Source organism: Veillonella parvula (assembly GCF_945949885.1).
Taxonomy (GTDB): domain Bacteria; phylum Bacillota; class Negativicutes; order Veillonellales; family Veillonellaceae; genus Veillonella; species Veillonella parvula_B.
Window position 1 is genome coordinate 1 of the sequence record NZ_CAMFFZ010000023.1, and the last position, 18,392, is coordinate 18,392.

13 protein-coding genes, 1 tRNA gene and 1 riboswitch are annotated in these 18,392 nt (G+C 40.3%); of the genes, 12 read left to right on the plus strand and 2 right to left on the minus strand.

From position 1 onward, the window contains the following. Positions 1-150 precede the first annotated feature (150 nt). Positions 151-429, minus strand: a complete 279-nt coding sequence (locus tag Q7O55_RS07315) for a helix-turn-helix domain-containing protein (protein WP_302168095.1) — start codon at positions 427-429, stop codon at positions 151-153. Positions 430-597: 168 nt separating this feature from the next. On the opposite strand from Q7O55_RS07315, the gene Q7O55_RS07320 reads away from it, so the two are divergent. The 11 genes from Q7O55_RS07320 (at position 598) to Q7O55_RS07370 (ending at position 15,781) form a co-directional block, all read left to right on the plus strand. Next, on the plus strand, positions 598-2,295 hold the full coding sequence (locus Q7O55_RS07320) for an efflux transporter outer membrane subunit (RefSeq protein WP_303929496.1): 1,698 nt from the start codon (positions 598-600) through the stop codon (positions 2,293-2,295). 201 nt (positions 2,296-2,496) lie between these two features. Next, the gene (locus Q7O55_RS07325; RefSeq protein WP_303929497.1) at positions 2,497-3,357 is read left to right on the plus strand and encodes an efflux RND transporter periplasmic adaptor subunit; all 861 of its coding nucleotides are present in this window, start codon (positions 2,497-2,499) and stop codon (positions 3,355-3,357) included. A gap of 9 nt (positions 3,358-3,366) precedes the next feature. Then, on the plus strand, positions 3,367-5,166 hold the full coding sequence (locus Q7O55_RS07330) for an ATP-binding cassette domain-containing protein (protein ID WP_303929498.1): 1,800 nt from the start codon (positions 3,367-3,369) through the stop codon (positions 5,164-5,166). After that, positions 5,163-6,275: an ABC transporter permease gene (locus Q7O55_RS07335; protein ID WP_303929500.1), complete on the plus strand. Its 1,113-nt coding sequence runs from the start codon at positions 5,163-5,165 to the stop codon at positions 6,273-6,275. Before Q7O55_RS07330 ends, Q7O55_RS07335 begins: the two co-directional genes overlap by 4 nt. Beyond that, the gene (locus Q7O55_RS07340) at positions 6,275-7,390 is read left to right on the plus strand and encodes an ABC transporter permease (protein ID WP_303929502.1); all 1,116 of its coding nucleotides are present in this window, start codon (positions 6,275-6,277) and stop codon (positions 7,388-7,390) included. Before Q7O55_RS07335 ends, Q7O55_RS07340 begins: the two co-directional genes overlap by 1 nt. 137 nt (positions 7,391-7,527) lie before the next feature. Then, a riboswitch (cobalamin riboswitch) is annotated at positions 7,528-7,700 on the plus strand. Positions 7,701-8,265: 565 nt separating this feature from the next. Continuing rightward, a tRNA-Leu gene (locus Q7O55_RS07345) sits at positions 8,266-8,350 on the plus strand. 188 nt (positions 8,351-8,538) lie between these two features. Continuing rightward, positions 8,539-11,835: a transcription-repair coupling factor gene (gene mfd, locus Q7O55_RS07350; RefSeq protein ID WP_303929504.1), complete on the plus strand. Its 3,297-nt coding sequence runs from the start codon at positions 8,539-8,541 to the stop codon at positions 11,833-11,835. Next, entirely contained in the window at positions 11,832-13,439 is a 1,608-nt protein-coding gene (locus tag Q7O55_RS07355; protein WP_303929506.1) for a polysaccharide biosynthesis protein, read from the plus strand. Before mfd ends, Q7O55_RS07355 begins: the two co-directional genes overlap by 4 nt. Next, positions 13,423-14,193 carry a nucleoside triphosphate pyrophosphohydrolase gene (mazG, locus tag Q7O55_RS07360; RefSeq protein WP_303929508.1) on the plus strand — a complete coding sequence of 257 codons (771 nt, stop codon included), beginning with the start codon at positions 13,423-13,425 and terminating at the stop codon, positions 14,191-14,193. Before Q7O55_RS07355 ends, mazG begins: the two co-directional genes overlap by 17 nt. Positions 14,194-14,244: 51 nt before the next feature. Then, positions 14,245-14,544, plus strand: a complete 300-nt coding sequence (locus Q7O55_RS07365; RefSeq protein WP_004696710.1) for an HU family DNA-binding protein — start codon at positions 14,245-14,247, stop codon at positions 14,542-14,544. Between the two features lie 82 nt (positions 14,545-14,626). Next, positions 14,627-15,781, plus strand: a complete 1,155-nt coding sequence (locus Q7O55_RS07370) for a glycosyltransferase (RefSeq protein WP_303929509.1) — start codon at positions 14,627-14,629, stop codon at positions 15,779-15,781. Positions 15,782-15,824: 43 nt separating this feature from the next. Here Q7O55_RS07370 and Q7O55_RS07375 read toward each other — a convergent pair whose 3' ends face one another. Beyond that, positions 15,825-16,145: a hypothetical protein gene (locus Q7O55_RS07375; protein ID WP_303929510.1), complete on the minus strand. Its 321-nt coding sequence runs from the start codon at positions 16,143-16,145 to the stop codon at positions 15,825-15,827. Positions 16,146-16,257: 112 nt separating this feature from the next. Here Q7O55_RS07375 and Q7O55_RS07380 point away from each other — a divergent pair, with 112 nt between their 5' ends. Then, entirely contained in the window at positions 16,258-18,261 is a 2,004-nt protein-coding gene (locus Q7O55_RS07380; protein WP_303929512.1) for an ABC-F family ATP-binding cassette domain-containing protein, read from the plus strand. The last annotated feature ends 131 nt before the right edge of the window (positions 18,262-18,392 follow it).

The following is an 18,392-nucleotide window of genomic DNA, read 5'->3' on the forward strand; positions in this document are numbered from 1 at the left end:
GCTGGCCTAGTACTACGGGCTTATAGCCCGTGAGCAAACCACCCGTTTTACGGGTAGTTCTGATTTTTTTATATGTATATAAAGGACTCTACATATTTATGTAGGGTCCTTTTATGAGCTAATGATCTTTATTTAATAGACTAAGTCTTATTATTTCGCATGTGGCTGATCTGATTCAGCTACTACGTTAACGACAATTTCTTGATCTGCAGAAATAAGATTCATAATGATGGGGATTGGCTGTCCGATGGCTTCAGCTATAGCTTTAATTTGTCGCATTGCAACAGGATGAGGTGTCGTTCCATCGTTTTGAAATAATTCTTCCAATTGGTTGATTTCTGTTTGACTTAGACTCGATTTATTTGCAAATTCTTCAACCGTCATATTATGTTGTTCGCGATAGCTTTTAATGATTTCACCGATATACATAATCGCCTCCACTTGAATTATATTAATACATTTTTATTTTATGTGAAAGTTTGATAAAACTCAAGTTAGATTAAAATGATACTTCATATTATTGATACATAATGGTTTTATATTATAAGATGAACATACAATGATACTGATATATATGGAAATGAAAAGAGGTTTGCTATGATGACGAATAGAAAACAACTTTTAATTGTTTATATATGTTTAGCATTAGGGGCTTGGAGTGCTAGCGCGGGCGTCAGTTTTAGTCAATCAAACGGCGATGCGAATCGAACGAGTCGAGATAATACGACAGTACAGCATAGGTCTGAAAAAACTGTTGACGATTCTGACCAAGGCAGTTCCGTCATTGCATCGTATTACAAGGATGGCAAAAAAAAGAAGAAAAAGAGCACTGCTGCTGAAGAGCCTAAGCTTTCAGAGAAACAAAAAGCAACTAAAGAATTGAATGAACATTCTTGGGTAGAGGAAGCGGGAAAACATCCGTTACCGTATGAGGTTGTAGAAGGGAAAGCGGTCAGTGAAGAATTAGCCCACTGGTGGAAGGTTTTTAACGATCCTGTCTTGGATCAATTAATTGATTTGACCCTCAAAAATAATCGGCAGTTAGAGGTAGCTCGTTCTCGAGTTAGACAAGGGCGGTTACAGTTGGGAATTGCTGAAGCACAACGATTACCTTGGTTAGATGCTTCCGGTTCATGGTCGGCTAATAGAGGGCAAGGCGAATGGGATTCGGATCAAGACGCGATAAAAAATTTGCCTATACCTGATAAGATGACGAGAAATGTAGAAACCGGTAAATTGGGAATTGATGCGCGATGGGAAATTGATATATTCGGGAGACAAAAAGCAAAATCACGTGCTGCATCGAATTCGTTACAAGCATCACAGGCGGATTTATATTCCACCTGGGTATCTTTGAGCGGGGAAACCGCATTACAGTATATGTCGTTAAGAACTTTACAGGAGCAATTGCGCATAACGGAAGAGGATGTGAAGCGTCAGCAGGAAGCGTTGGAACTGATTAAGATAAATTATCAGTCTGGTATTATCAACGAATTACCTGTGCAACAGGCTACATATGCATTATCTCAGACTCAAGCGGAGATTCCTTCATTAAAGAAAAATATAGCTTTCACAATGTCCGCGCTCTCTATATTGACGGGAACGGTTCCGGGTGAGGTTGACGGGTTATTGATGGAAAATACTTCATTACCTGCGGTGGATCCACACATGTTTATCGGTATACCGGCGGAAGCTTTACGACAACGGCCTGATATTCAGGCGGCGGAACGACGTATTGCGGCACAACAACAGAAAACCAAGGCTGCAAAGGCTGACCTTAAGCCTAGATTTTCATTAAATGGCAGTATAGGCTTAGAGTCGTTTTCATCGGGAGGTCTTATTTCAGCTATTGGTAAAATGATAGGAATAGGACCATCTATCACTATGCCTATTTTCAATGCCGGTGCTATTCGTAAGAATATAAAAGTACAAACGGAAAAGGAACAGGAATACTTGGCACTTTACGAAGAGACTGTTTTGAAAGCTGTAGGGGAGGTCCGAAATGCGGTGGCGGATGCATCTCAGGATCATATTAAGTCTGAGGAATTGAAATCTGCTGTAGAATCTGCACAGCAAGCAGAATCATTGGCTCAAACCAATTTTGACTCTGGTATTAGTGACTACTTAAGTGTTCTTGATGCGCGACGAAATGTATTGTCTGCAAGACGGCAATATATCATGAGTCGGGGACAAGAGTTTGCTGATACCGTTCGTTTATTTAAATCCTTAGGAGGTGGCTGGGAAGCCATGGACATGGATCAGGAGGCAGAGGCGGACTCGCATGTTAAGAAATAATGTGAGAAACGGGGAATGATTATGAAAGAGAAAGTTGATGTCCTTAAACGTTGGATGGCGAATAATAAAAAAAAGTGCGCAGGTATAATGATTGCCTTTCTAATAATTTTGGGTGGAGCAGGTTATTATGCTTATAATCAATACGAAGCGTACATGGCCTCTCATCATATTGTGTTGCAAGGTAATGTGAATTTGCGGGAAGTGAATGTTGCATTTCGGGGAAGTGATCGGATTGCCAGCCTTTTGGTGGATGAAGGTGCGGTCGTGAGCCAAGGGCAGATTTTGGGGTATTTACATTCTGATGAATTGAATCTTGCTGTACAGCAGGCTAAGGCTACCATTGCGGCACAGAACGCTATAGTGGACAAGTTGCAAGCAGGCAGTAGACCAGAAGAAATCGCGCAAGCATCGGCACGAGTTACATCTGCAGAAGCTGCGTTAGCTCAATCGAAACAAGAAGCAGAGAAGTTACAAAAATCATATAATGCTTCAAATGGTAAGGCCGTCAGTCGACAGTCTGTAGATGATATACAGGCGAAGGTGAAAGTATCGGAAGCCAAATTAAATGAGGCTCAGCAAGCATACAATTTAGCTATCGCAGGGCCAAGACAGGAAGATATAGCACAGGCCCAAGCACAATTGGATTCGATGAAAAGCGAATTGGCTCGTCAGGAGTTTTTGTTAAACCAAACTGTATTAACGGCTCCTATAGACGGTGTTATAACGGCCCGATTATTACAGGTCGGTGATATGGCTTCACCGAGTACACCTGTATTCAAGTTGGCTGAGAATACCAAAAAGTGGGTTCGTGTATATGTGAACGAACGAGATTTAGGGAAAATTTATAATGGTATGGCAGCAAATGTAACAACGGATACATATAAGAACGAACCGATTCACGGAACAATCGGATATATTTCTTCCGTAGCGGAATTTACCCCTAAATCGGTAGAAACGGAAGATGTGCGTACTACCCTTGTGTATGAAGTGCGGGTATATGTGGATGACCCGAATAATCGCCTTCGTTTAGGAATGCCTGCCACTGTTTCCATTGACATATAGAGGTGTGCGGTGAATGATGTATATGCAATCAAAGCGTCACAATTATATAAAGAATTTCCCATTGTTGGAGCTGATCCTATAATAGCATTGGACCATTTGGATTTTAAAATTCGGAAAGGCTGTTTAACTGCGTTGGTTGGGCCAGATGGGGCGGGAAAAACGACTTTGATTCGTCTGATAGCTGGTTTATTGGATGCCACGGCTGGTTCTTTAGATGTCCTCGGAATGGATGTGAAAGCACATTCACAGGCAGTTCAAGATAGACTCAGTTATATGCCTCAGAAGTTTGGTCTTTATGAGGAGTTATCGGTCAGTGAAAACATGAATCTCTATGCAGATTTACACGGAATTCCTTTGAGTGTGAGAATAGAGCGGTTTGAAAAATTACTGCATATGACGGGACTAGCAAAATTTACGAAGCGTCAAGCCGGTAAATTGTCGGGCGGTATGAAGCAAAAGCTTAGTTTAGCCTGTACCTTGGTGCGTTCTCCAGAGTTATTATTGCTTGATGAGCCTACCGTAGGGGTCGATCCATTTTCAAGGCGAGAGTTATGGGAGATTTTAGAGTCGTTAGTACGTACAGATGGAATCAGCGTACTTGTTAGTACTGCATACTTAGATGAGGCGGAGCGTTGTAAAGATGTTTTCGTCCTTAATAAAGGGCGGTTTTTAGCAACTGGGACACCGAATGAATTGACTCAAATGTCTGAGGGGCGATGCTTTCAGGTAAAAATTCCGAAGTCATTGAGCATGCGAAATGTACAGGCCGCATTGATGGATGATAGAAAATGCGTGGCAGATGCAGTTCCGGAGGCTGGTACCGTACGATATATAAAAACGAAAGAAATGCTTTCGATTCCTTGGCTTAGCGAGTACGGTATGGAGGAACAATCAGTTCAAAGCCGTTTGGAAGATACCTTTATGATGCTGTTAAAAGAGGATGAGTTTACTTCGAAACAGAGGACTTCCCTTTTAGATGCTATCGATATGGATTTGGATGAAAGTGCGATAGAGAAAGAACGAAAGTGTTTGTTGTCCCCAAATGAAATGGTTGAGCGTCCAGTAGAAATTTCTGTATCTCATTTGGTGAAAACATTCGGTGATTTTACGGCGGTAGCTAATACATCATTTACGGTGCAGCGCGGAGAAGTATTCGGATTGCTTGGACCAAACGGAGCCGGCAAGACGACGACATTTCGTATGTTGTGTGGATTATTGCCTGTAACGAGCGGTGATTTACGCGTAGCTGGCGTTGATGTCGTTAAATCTCGTACGGCGGCAAGAAGCAATTTTGGCTATGTAGCGCAAAAGTTTTCTTTGTACGGCAATCTATCCGTTATGGAAAATCTAGAATTTTTTGCTGGTGTGTATGGTTTGTACGGTCAAAAAAAGGATGATCGAATAGAAGCTGTTATCAAGGAGTTTCGTCTAAATGATGTGCGCGATATGATAGCCGGTGATTTGCCTGGAGGTTATAAACAGCGCTTGTCCATGGCAGCTGCATTAATGCATGAGCCTAAAATTCTTTTCTTGGATGAGCCCACAAGTGGTATTGATCCTCTTACACGGCGTAATTTCTGGAGACAGATTACTTCTTTATCAAATCGAGGAACAACGATTATTATTACGACTCATTTTATGGATGAATCGGAATACTGTGACCGCATTATGATTCAGGATGCGGGTAAACTTGTTGTACTGGGAACACCTGATGAGGTTAGATGGATTGCAGGCGATGAGACTTGTACTATGGATGAAGCGTTTATCTCCGTCATACTGAAAAAACGGGAACAGGAGGAGGACGTATGAACGGATTTATAAGACGGTTTTCCTCATTGGTATATAAGGAAACCTTACAAGTATTGCGCGACCCCAGCACTATTTTGTTGGGGGTTGTGCTACCGATACTACTTATTATCCTCATCGGTTCAGGGGTAACTTTGGATGTTAAACACGTACCGATAGCAGTGGTTATGGAACGTCAAGATTCGATGACCCAAAGTGTGTATGACTCCTTATACGGCTCTGAGTACTTTCAACCTATAGCGGTTCGCGATAGAAAGACGGCGGAACTATTGCTAGAAAAACGAAAGGTAGATGCTATACTGGTGATTCCACAGGATTTTTCGTCTCAAGTTATGCGCGGACAAGGAAAGGTACAGGGAATCTACTACGGTGTCGATACTTCGGTAGCGATGAGCATAGAAAGTTATATAAATTCAGCTATTAATTTATGGGCCGTTAGTAATATTCCGTTTATGTTACGTGGTGGATATATAACAATGAACCATCGTATGTGGTTTAATGAGGCAAATACAAGTACCTGGTTTTTGATTCCTGGACTCATCATGATTATCATGACGATTGTATCCGTTTTTCTTACGGCTGTCGTTATGGCTAGAGAATGGGAACGTGGTACTTTCGAGGCTTTATTTGTTACACCAGTTAAGCCTATTGAAATTATTTTGGCTAAGGTAGTGCCTTATTACGTATTGGCCATGTTGGGACTATTGTTTTGCTTGGGTGTATCGTATTTCTTTTATAAAGTACCAATGCGTGGTTCTTTATGGATTATCTGCATTGTGTCCACATTGTATTTGATTGTTTCTTTAAATATGGGACTACTTATATCTGCGTTTACGAAGAAACAGTTCTTAGCTTGTCAAATGGCATTACTCACCAGTTTTTTACCAGCTTTAATATTAACGGGTTTTTTATTTGATCCACACTCACAACCTGTGGTGATTCAATATATTTCACGGCTTTTACCTCCTACATATTTTTTAGAATTATTGAAATCATTGTTTCTCGGTGGAAATAACTGGTATTTGATCATTAAAAATAGCGTTGTATTATCTGGGTTTGCTATTTGCTTTACAATATTGACGATTTATATTACGCGGAAGAAGGTGGAATAATGAATTGGCGCCTGTACTGGAACCAAATTGTTGCTATCATATGGAAAGAGCTATTAGCCACCTTCAAAGATCCGAAAACTCGCATGGTCTTACTGTTACCGGTTCTTATTCAAGGATTCCTCTTCGGCTATGCCGCAACGTATAATCTCAATAAGGTTCCTTATGTACTGGTTGATGGAAGTCATACTCAAACGGCAGCTGCCTTAGAGGCAACAATTAATTCATCGGGTATCTTTAGCTTATATAAAGTTGTGGACTCGCCCGATGTAATCGCTCCGCTCATCGACTCCAATGAGGTAATTATGGCGGTCATTATACCGCAGGACTTCGAAGAACAGTTAAAACATCAACAGCCTGCATCCATTACTGTTATTGCAAATGGGACGAATACAATGACTTCAGGTCTTGCCGCAGCCTATATGGGGCAAATCATTTCTCAATTCAATCAGACTTGGTTAGGTGTTGAGCATAAGGGAATCACGATTGAATCTCGCACCTGGTACAATGAAAATCAGCAGTCTTCCTGGACTTTCTTGACAGGTCTCGTTATATTGATCAGTATGACACAAGTTATCATGTTGGGGGGCCTATCTGTGGCACGAGAACGAGAACAGGGAACCTTTGATCAATTATTGGTGACGCCCATATCATCTATGCAAATTTTGGTTGCAAAATCTATACCACCTATGTTAATAGGACTATTTCAAAGTACTGTATTGTTATTAATAGCCATGTTTTGGTTTAAAGTTCCATTTCGGGGCAATATATTTCTTGTGTATGCCGTGTTGTTTACGTTTATAAGTAGTAGCATTGGATTGGGATTATCTATTTCGGCTATTGCAAAAAATATGCAGCAAGTTCTCGTATATGTTTTTGTCTTTCTTTTTCCACTAGCCTTATTGTCCGGATTAATCACACCTGTACATAATATGCCGAAAATATTGCAATATCTTACATATGGAAATCCTATGCGGTTTTCTGTTGATGCAATGCGCAGAATTTATCTAGAAGGTGCAGGATTGACGGATATTTGGTTTAACTTTATTCCTATGATTATATTAACTATTGTTACTATGTCAATGGCGGGGTGGTTGTTTAGAAATCGTGTGGGATAAGTTTGTTTTCTAGCTAGTTGAATTATTAATTTCTGTTATAACAATACGGCAGAACTATATAGCTTTTTTTTATTAATAAATATGCTTTTGCCGTATTGACGAAATGAATTTAGACTGTTAGAATAAAAGCATAGAAAACATCATATTTGGGAATAGGTGCTGAAAAGCATAATAGAGAAGCTGGTTAAATGCCAGCACGGTCCCGCCACTGTATGGTCGAGCGAGTCTAAATTAAGTCACTGGGAAACTGGGAAGGCTAGATGAGCGATGAAGCCGAGTCAGGAGAACTGCCTATTCAACATTCACCATTTGACCTACGAGAGATAGGGAGGAGAAGTTAATAGCTCCTTTTTACGTATCCGTAAAAAGGATTTTTTAGTTCTATAGGATTTAAATTGTATTATATTTAATTTAGATTTTAGTTCTATACGACCTAAATGTCGTGCTATGGTCATGGTGGATTTACCTTCTTGGTATTACCAGCATGACGTATGTTATGACTGTTAATATATTTTATGGTAAATGTAGGGCATGCATTTATTCATCATCATCCTAAAAAAGAGGCTGACCCAGGGTTCTAGTAGTTCGGATTCTGGGTCAGTCTCTTTTTATTTTGCAAATATTAATTATCAGTAAGAACTTTTAGATTGAGACCTGTAGCGTTAAGGTTTAGATGAGGCGTTAAGCGTTAATATATATACAATTGTAGAGTTAAGAGTTTTTAGATTTAGAATTTGTTTTAGGTTTACGTAAATTGTAAGGTTTAGATAGTTATTATCCTTGGAATATATTTTTCGATGTATGAATTTTAAGTCATTTATAAAAAAATGATTGACGATGAATTCCATACATGATATTATTATTTCAGTTGAGACGCGGGAGTGGCGGAATTGGCAGACGCACCAGACTTAGGATCTGGCGCCTTACGGCGTGGGGGTTCAAGTCCCTTCTCCCGCACCAACTTTATTGCACCTTTAGAGGTGTATTTTTTTTTGCCTAAATTAAGTATTAACGTGGGTATTTATATCGATAAACACATACAATTTGATAGGAAGATAGGTACAGATTTAACTACTACGTTATATGTTATAATAAATGAGTTAGAACTATTTAATTAATACAATCATAGTAATACTATATGGTGCAGTATGGATAATACATTAACAAAACTGCTTTCACAGAACCCATCCTTTGTGGATGGGCTAAACGCATTTCAGCGAAAGGGGAAGTCAGTCATATATGGTCTTAGCGGATCTCAAAAGAGTTTCCTCTTAAGTCAATCTTTTTCTGCAGGTCTTACAAAACCTGTAGTCATCGTAGTCCATGATAAGGACCATAAAGAGATGTGGGAACGGGACTTAGCTTTTTTCATGCCTAATGTGCCAGTCTTATCATTTCCTACAACAGATCATGTAGACTTTACGACTGTGGCTCGTAGTCTTGAAGACCAAGGTGCGCAGATGCGAGCATTAGCATTGCTAGCGTGGCAAGAGCCGGCAGTAGTCATTGCCAATGCTGAAGAAGTTACACAATATGTCGTATCTCCTCACTATTTAAAGGGGCAATCGTTACATTTTGCTTTAAATGATGCGATTGAACGTGATGTAGTCCTTGAACAGCTCGTAATAATTGGATATGAACGCGTAGACCAGGTGGAACAACGTGGTCATTTTGCCGTGCGTGGAGATATTTTGGATATTTATCCTGTAAATAGTGATCATCCGATTCGTATTGAATTCTTTGGCGATGAGATCGATACATTGCGTTTCTTCTCCGTTGAGAATCAACGTTCCATTGAGCAAATTGAATCCTACACGGTGACGCCTTTCTTTCTTGGTAAAAGTGATGCGGACAGTACTTTATTATCTTATGTGAAAGAGGGCACTCTGATTTATGATGAGCCTGGGCGTATTCAAGAGGCGTTAAAGAAATTCTTAAAAGAAGATCCTACACATCGGAAAAATCATTGTGATTGGAATGAAGTACAACGCACTGTAGATGCTAGGAATCAAGTGGCTTTCACATTTATGCAACAACGCTCTATCGGACTTGCAGGATTTAACCCTATCGGTATTCAAGGGAAGACGATGACGAGTTTTGAGCGTCAAATTCCACTATTAACAGATGAAATTAAGCAATGGCATCGTTTACATCATCAAGTGGTGCTAGTACTAAATAACCAGCAACGACGAGAAGGTATTGAGCGTGCCCTTGAAGGGGAGCATATTGCATTTACTCATAGTGATACATGGATTGCTAAGCCTAATACCGTTGTTATTTTAAATGGGTTATTAACAGATGGCTTTGAATTGCCTAATAGCCATCTTGTGGTTGTGGTAGAAGGCAATATTTACGGACAGCAAAAGCGCAAGCTTCGGAATAAGCCTAAAAAGGGCCAAGAAATCAATTATTTCACGGATTTAACCCCTGGTGACTATGTTGTACATAGTATGCACGGTATCGGTAAGTATATTGGTCTTAAAACGATAGAAACGGAAGGCATCCATCGGGACTATATTGAAATCGCTTATGCTGGAACGGATAAATTGTTCTTACCTGCAAATAATTTAGATCAGTTACAAAAATACATCGGCAATGAAGGTGATGTGCCTCGTATTCATAAGATGGGTGGCCGTGACTGGGCTAAAGTTGTTACAAAGGCAAAAAAATCCATTGATGATTTGGCAGATAAGCTCGTTGAGATATATGCACAACGAGAAATCACAGAAGGCTTTGCATTCTTGCCGGATCAACCATGGCAGCAAGAGTTTGAAGATGCGTTCCCATATGAGGAGACGGAAGACCAGTTACAGGCTACGGCGGAAATTAAAGAATCTATGGAACGACCTGTTCCTATGGATCGCCTGCTCGCTGGTGATGTAGGATTTGGTAAAACGGAAGTGGCTATGCGCGCCATTTTCAAGGCCGTTATGAGCGGAAAACAAGTGGCAGTACTTGTACCAACTACGGTTTTAGCACAGCAACATTTCCAAACTTTTTTGAATCGCTTTGCTCCATTTGGGGTAAAAGTAGATGTGCTTAATCGATTCCGAATTACATCAGAGAAAAAACAAATTCTTAAAGGCGTAGAGGATGGATCTATTGATATTCTCATTGGAACCCATTCATTACTTAACAAAAAGGTGGTATTCAAAGACTTAGGAATGCTTGTTGTAGACGAGGAGCAACGTTTTGGGGTAGCACAAAAAGAAAAGTGGAAAGAGTGGGCTAGCAATATCGATGTACTCACCTTGAGTGCTACACCGATTCCGCGGACTTTACATATGTCCCTTGTTGGCGTTCGAGAAATGTCTGTTATCAATACTCCGCCAGAGGAGCGCTTGCCTGTTCAAACCTATGTGGTGGAATACGATATGAATCTCATCGCAGATGCTATCAAGCGAGAATTGGCGAGGGGCGGACAGGTTTACTTTGTATATAACCGTGTTGCATCCATTAATCATATGGGAGAGTTATTAGCGGCTGCTTTGCCTGATTTACGTTATGCTATCGCTCATGGACAGATGACAGGCCGTCAAATTGAGGAGATTATGACCGATTTCTATGAAGGTCATTATGATGTGCTCTTGTCCACGAGTATCATTGAAACCGGCTTAGATATTCCTAACGCCAATACTATCATTATTTATGATGCGGATTGTTTAGGTTTATCTCAGCTATACCAAATGCGAGGGCGTGTAGGCCGTTCTCGTAGACGTGCTTATGCATACTTTATGTATCGGCCAGATAAAATACTTTCAGAGGCAGCTGAAAAGCGTTTGAAAGCCATAGAGGAGTTCACTGAGCTCGGCGCAGGATTTAAGTTAGCCATGCGAGATTTAGAGATTCGCGGTGCCGGTAATCTATTAGGTTCGCAGCAACATGGTAATATCGCATCTGTCGGCTTTGGCATGTACGTGAGTATGTTAGAAGAGGCGATTGCAAAGGCTCAAAATAAAGAAGTTGAGCGAGATGTATCCATTGATCCAGCTATCGACTTAGAGGTAGATGCGTTTATTGACGATGTGTATATCAAAGATAGTGCTCGTAAGATTTCTGTATACCAACGATTGTTACATATTAAATCTAAAGAGCAACTCGACGATATGACGGATGAGCTCATTGATCGCTTCGGTACACCAACCGATCCAGTAGACCGTTTGTTGCGCATTGCTCAAATTAAGGAGCAAGCACGTCTACTGGGCATTAAGAGTATCGTCCGTAGAGATAAGCAACTCACTATCCATTGGCATGACGATTCTAAAATGGCCGATTGGGATATGGGGGTTGTACCAGAAGATTTATGGAAAAAAATGAAGTTTATGGATACCAAACCAGCCACATTATATGTGAGCCTTAATGGTATGAAAGGTTCTATTTTGACCATTACGGAAGCGGTGATAAAGGCTCTTAGCCACAAGTCACCGACTAAGGAGGGCCTATGAATCGATTTTTAAAGGGTGCCATGATTTTAACCTTAGCCGGTATTATCGTGAAGGTCATCGGTGCGTTTAGTAAAGTTCTTATCGCACGGATTTTAGGTGGTGAAGGGATTGGCCTATATATGATGGCCTATCCAATCTATCAAATTATCGTTAGTATTTCTGCTGCAGGTATTCCTGTAGCCATATCTATTATGATTGCGGAAAAGCTTGCTAATGATGATATGCGAGGCGTACAACAAGTATTTTTTGTATCATTAAGGGTACTCGCTATATTAGGCCTTGTATTTAGTTTGGCTTTATATGGTAGTGCACAATGGCTCGTAGATAATCAAATCATCACTGATCCACGCGCTTTAATTGCTATTCAATTATTATCTCCAGCTATTTTTGTAGTGACTATCCTAAGCTGTTTTAGAGGGTATTTCCAAGGTTTCCAATACATGGTACCTACTGGTACGAGTCAAGTATTTGAACAGATCTTTCGCGTGTCTTCTATGGTAGGTTTGGCATACTACTTCATTGATCGAGGACTTCATTTGGCGGCAGGTGGTGCGACCTTTGCTACATTCCCAGGCGTATTGGCGGGGTTACTTGTATTAATTTATTTTTACTACCGACAACGCAATATTCGAGAAAAAATGTTTTCACAACAGAATCCTAATGCCATTTGTGAAAGTAACGGCACCGTAGTTAAACGATTGTTTAGTCTTGCCATACCGGTTTCTATGGCGAATATTATGCTTCCGATGGTATCGCTCATTGATACATTTATCGTTCCAAAACGATTGATGGATATTGGATACTATCTCAATGAAGCAACCACACAATTTGGTTATCTGACGGGTATGGCAACATCTCTGATTGGGTTGCCGATCATTCTAACTACATCCTTAGCCGCTAGTCTTGTACCAGCCGTATCTGAGGCACATACTCAAGGTGATGTACATCGCATCGTGAAACGGGCGGAAACGGCGATTAAAATTGCTAATATGTTTACGATTCCAGCCTGCATTGGACTTTGTGTACTAGCTACGCCAATATCACAACTAATATATGCAACACCTCATGCAGGGCCTGTTATTGCTGTTATTAGCTTGAGTATTGTGTTCCTCGGTTGGCAGCAGGTTACTGCAGGTGTTTTACAAGGGTTAGGAAGGACAGTAATTCCTATGGTGTCGATTTTTATCGGCTTATTAGTGAAGACATTCTTAGATTATGAATTGACAGGCAGTGTTGAGTTGGGCATTAATGGTGCAGCTTGGGCGACGAATTTAAACTTTGCTATTGCAGCGCTTATTAACTATATTTTTGTAAAAAAATATGTAGGTTCGGTACTCAACACATTAGAGTTATTAAAAATAATAGTATCTGCCATGGCTATGGGCGGTGCTACACAAGTCATCTATGTGAGCACTGTTGATTTATTAGGCAATGGTGGCGCTGTGGCTGCAGCAATTGTAGTGGCTATTTTTGTATATGGTTTATCGTTATGGCTTACTAAAGCTGTCGTAAAAGATGATATATATCATTTCCCAGTCATAGGTAAGCGCTTACAAGCTAGACGCAATAGGGAGGAAGCAAAGTTATATGAAGAACAATATTGATATTCAACCTTTAGTCGATGTAGTGAAAACTTTGCGTGCACCAAATGGCTGTCCTTGGGATCAAAAGCAAACGCATGAATCTTTACGCCGCTATTTTATAGAGGAAACTTACGAAGTAGTAGATGCCATTGATAATAAAGATATGCCAAATCTTTGTGAAGAACTAGGTGATGTATTATTACAAGTTGTCTTTCACAGTCAATTGGCAGAGGAGGCTGGTTATTTTACACTTCAGGATGTAATTAATGATGTCGCTGAAAAAATGATTCGTCGTCATCCTCGTGTTTTTAATCCTGAAAAAGATGAAAAGTCATACACTTGGGATGAATTAAAGGCACAAGAAAAGAAAAATATTCAAAATTCTGTATTGGATGGTGTATCGAAAAGTTTGCCTGCTTTAGTGGCGGCTTATAAGCTCCAAGAAAAGGCCGCGAAGCTAGGTTTTGACTGGGATGAGCTTGATCCTGTTTGGGCTAAAGTTTCCGAAGAAATGGGGGAATTTAAGGAGACTATTGATCAAAATGATAGAGAAAATATGGAAAAAGAAGCAGGAGATGTGCTTTTTTCCTTGATTAATCTATTCAGATGGTATAAAATAAGCGGTGAAAATGCACTAAATCGCACAAACACAAAGTTCCGACAGCGTTTTTTACATGTAGAAGCTTGTGTTAACCAAAGCGATCGCTCATGGGAAGACTTTTCATTAGCTGAGCTGGATGCTTTTTGGGAGGAGGCTAAAGTGCAGGAAAAGTAACCTAGAGGTTTATACACTTCTAAGGTATTGTAATTTTAAGGAGGTTCTGTCATGAACAAAACAGAATTAATCGCAAGTGTTGCACAAAAAACTGAATTAACTAAAAAAGATGCTGAAAAAGCAGTAAAAGCTGTATTTGACACAGTAGCTCAAGAATTAGCAGCTGGTGGTAAAGTACAAGTTATCGGCTTCGGTACTTTCGAAGTTCGTGAACGCGCAGCTCGTGAAGGCCGTAACCCACAAAACGGTAAAACTATCACAATTGCAGCTTCCAAATCTCCTGCATTCAAAGCTGGGAAAGGTTTGAAAGAACAAGTTAACGCTGCAAAAGCTAAAAAACGCAAAAAATAATCCATATTGGATGTGAAAGAGACCTTTCGAGGTCTCTTTTTTTTATCTATTTATGGTATAATGCACAGAGAAAGGGTGCATTATGAATAACGAAACATCAAGGAAGGTTCTCATCGTGTCCGCCTCAATCGGCACTGGACATATGCAAGCCGCAAGAGCCATAGAAGAATATTGGAAAGAAAAAGAGCCACAAGCATCAATTACTCATGTTGATTTTCTTGATACAGAAACTATGTCTGTAGAGCATTTAATTAAGGGTACCTATATAAAGATGATTGACGTATTCCCCATGCTCTATGATATGATTTATCGCGTATCGAAAGGGGAAAAACGAGGTACCATTATGCAAACCGCATTGTCGTACCTACTTAAAAGCCGCATGCTTAAACTAGTACAACAAGAAGAGCCAGATGTAATGGTTTTTACACATCCATTTCCTTGTGGGGCGGCATCGATTTTAAAGCGTCAAGGTCATATAGATGTACCACTAGTAGCTATTATGACAGATTTTAGTAGTCATCAGTTTTGGCTCTATCCACAGATTGATGTTTATTATGTTGCAACAGAATCTATGGTATCTGAAATGGTGGCTTCAGGTATCGATGAATCTCGTATTCATGTATCTGGCATTCCAGTACGTCGATCTTTTTTCCGTGACGCTATTGAAGAGTATACCTTAGAGGAACCTGTGAAAGTACTTGTTATGGGTGGTGGCTTGGGTTTAGGCTCTCTTGAGACGGCTTTAAAACATCTAGATGAAGTAAATGGTATTGGTGAAATTACCGTTGTAGCTGGACAAAATACGTCTCTTTATGAATCGTTAGTTATCCTTAGTGAATCTATGAAGACGAAGACCACCGTATATGGTTATACTACTAATATTTCTGAGCTCATGAAATCATCGTCTTTGCTCGTCACAAAACCTGGTGCATTGACCTGTATGGAGGCTGTTACAATCGGATTGCCAATGGTATTCTTTAATGCTATCCCAGGGCAGGAAGAGGCAAATGCAGAATTATTAGAGCAACGAGGTTGTGCCCGCTGGGCTCGTGATATTCACAACTTAGAAGATGTGGTAACCGCACTGTTAATTAATTCTCCGCGACTACAACAAATGTCTGAGCGTGCTCGCGAATGGCATGTGGATGGGGCTGCTGATATCGTAAATAGTCTCATTGAAATCTTAGATGCTAGTACACAAGATGAACTCGTAAAAGCTGAAGAGGCTCTTAGCTAATCAGCGTAAAAAAAGCGATGACCTAAAAGGCCATCGCTTTTTTCTATTGATATTGTTCAATATGTTCTTGTCGAAGTTTTTGTAAAGTAGCCAAAAAAGCATCTGTACTTTCGGCACCATCCAATAAATCTTTTAATTGGTAGGAGTCATCAAGGGTAACACTCCATTGGAAGGAGTCATTATCGTCGTACACATTGAATACGATTGGTGTCTCTAAGTCCTCTAGCATATAGCCCTCATCATCGGATACAGTTGCATACGTGCCATCCTCTAAGAGCTCAGTAAATAATGTGTCATACCCATCAATGTCGATAAGTTCAAAGTTGATACTTTCATAAAAGTCTAAAACCATATCCGTCGCCATGTGGACCTCCTCATGAATATATATATTACGTTTATTCTACTGAGGGCGTCTGTTACTGTCAATGGTAATGTGTAGTATAATAAATAACAGAATTACAAAATAGGAGCGGAACATGAATGTTATTAGTTTACAAAACATAGAGAAATCATATGGTACAAGGCTGTTGTTTAAAGAGGTGAATATTACTTTTACCACAGAAAAACGACTAGGTCTTGTGGGAATTAACGGAACGGGTAAGTCTACATTTCTAAAAATATTAGCAGGACAAATGGAAGCTGATAAAGGCACCATTGAGCGTAATGGTAAGGCCAGCATCCATTACTTAGCGCAGACACCTGATTTTGATGCGGAATCTACTTTATTAGAAGCAGTTCTTGATGGAGATCATCCTCGCTTACAGATGGTAAAAGCCTTTGAACGTATTAGTCGTGAGTACCGCCAAATGCAAGAGTCTGGTAGTGATGATGCTAAACTGTCTCGTAACTACATGAATGCATTGGAGCAAATGGATCAACAAGATGGGTGGCAAGTAGAACAAGAGGCGCGTATTATTTTATCTAAACTGGGCTTTCCTGATGTGGAGCAGAAGGTAGCCATGTTGTCAGGTGGGCAAAAGCGTCGTCTTGCATTGGGGCAAGCATTGCTATATCCATGTGATCTTTTATTGCTAGATGAGCCGACTAACCATTTGGATGAAGATAGTATCGATTGGCTGGAGTCGTATTTGAGTGCTCGCCAAGGAGGATTATTAATCAGTACTCATGACAGATATTTCCTCGATTCCGTATGTAATGGTATTTTAGAGCTATCTAATCGTCGCATGTATCAATATGATGGCAACTACGAAGAATTTATCGCCTTGAAAGCAGATCGAGAGGCTCGTGAGGCTGTCACCGAAGAAAAACGGCGTCAATTCTTAAAACGAGAAATCGAATGGGTGCGTCGTGGTGCTTTGGCGAGAACTACAAAACAAAAGGCTCGTCTTGATCGTTACGAAAAATTAAAGAATATGGAGAAAACCCGTCGTCCCGATCAAATGGATCCTATTGCATTGAAGACCCGTTTAGGAAAAACCATCTTTGACATTGAGCATTTAGAGTTTTATTTTAATGAACGTCTTATGATTAGAGATTTCACCTATCACGTAGTACGCCATGATCGTATCGGTATAGTAGGGCCCAATGGTGTTGGTAAGTCTACCTTTATGAATATCCTTGATGGCACCTACGAGGCGACGAGTGGAACTATTGGTAAAGGTGAGACCGTTCGCATTGCTCACTTTAAACAAGAGCTGCCTGACTTCGATGAAGATATGCGCGTCCTAGATTATATTCGTGAAGACCATTCTTATATGGTCCTCGGTGATGGTTCTACGTTGAGCGCAGGGCAAATCCTTGAGCGATTTCTTTTTACCTCAGAGCTACACGGTGTACCAATTCGAAAACTCTCTGGTGGAGAACGTCGTCGCTTATATCTTTTGAAATTGCTTATGAGCGCTCCTAATGTATTATTGCTAGACGAACCGACGAATGATCTCGATATTCCAACTTTAGAGGTATTAGAGGATTTCTTAGATTCCTTCAGTGGCGTCATCGTAACAGTATGTCATGATCGGTACTTCCTAGACCGCGTAGTGGATAAATTGTTTGTCTTTACCGGTGATGGTCATATTGAAATCGTGCATGGTTCCTATTCTGACTACAAGGATGCTCTTGATGAAAGCAGTGGCAAGCGCCCATTCTATATGGCAAATGATAGTATATCGGCTAATTCCAAAGCCGTACGAGCTGTAGTAGCTGATCCCGATGACTCTGTTGATAATCAATCTGATAGGTTAGATACCCTTGGGAATGATAATGTTGTAGTTGGTGATGAAACAGATGCTTTCAAAGAAATACCAAAGAAAGGCCTGAATAAAGCAGAAGAAGCGGAGTATGCTAAAATTATAGATGAATTGCCTAAGTTAGAGCATTTAGTAAAGGGGCTCGATGTTATGATAAGCCAAGTGGCCACCGATTATGAAAAAATGCAGTCCCTGATGACGGAGCGAGAAGAGGCTCAGGCCCAAATAGATGTGCTTACTGAACGGTGGATGGAATTAGAAGAACGCCTATAAACCCAAGCGTATCATGTGATTTACTAATACCTGCTATGCAAAGGAATTACAAGTGATTTATTGATAAAACTTACAATGTATAGTATAATTTCTTCGATTAACGATAACAACGTTACCTAAGTAGGAGGAAC

Coding starts and splice junctions, on each gene's coding strand:
- Q7O55_RS07315 (WP_302168095.1), bottom strand. CDS start 429: ATGTATATCGGTGAAATCATTAAAAGCTATCGCGAACAACATAATATG.
- Q7O55_RS07320 (WP_303929496.1), top strand. CDS start 598: ATGATGACGAATAGAAAACAACTTTTAATTGTTTATATATGTTTAGCA.
- Q7O55_RS07335 (WP_303929500.1), top strand. CDS start 5,163: ATGAACGGATTTATAAGACGGTTTTCCTCATTGGTATATAAGGAAACC.
- Q7O55_RS07340 (WP_303929502.1), top strand. CDS start 6,275: ATGAATTGGCGCCTGTACTGGAACCAAATTGTTGCTATCATATGGAAA.
- mfd (WP_303929504.1), top strand. CDS start 8,539: ATGGATAATACATTAACAAAACTGCTTTCACAGAACCCATCCTTTGTG.
- Q7O55_RS07355 (WP_303929506.1), top strand. CDS start 11,832: ATGAATCGATTTTTAAAGGGTGCCATGATTTTAACCTTAGCCGGTATT.
- mazG (WP_303929508.1), top strand. CDS start 13,423: ATGAAGAACAATATTGATATTCAACCTTTAGTCGATGTAGTGAAAACT.
- Q7O55_RS07365 (WP_004696710.1), top strand. CDS start 14,245: ATGAACAAAACAGAATTAATCGCAAGTGTTGCACAAAAAACTGAATTA.
- Q7O55_RS07370 (WP_303929509.1), top strand. CDS start 14,627: ATGAATAACGAAACATCAAGGAAGGTTCTCATCGTGTCCGCCTCAATC.
- Q7O55_RS07375 (WP_303929510.1), bottom strand. CDS start 16,145: ATGGCGACGGATATGGTTTTAGACTTTTATGAAAGTATCAACTTTGAA.
- Q7O55_RS07380 (WP_303929512.1), top strand. CDS start 16,258: ATGAATGTTATTAGTTTACAAAACATAGAGAAATCATATGGTACAAGG.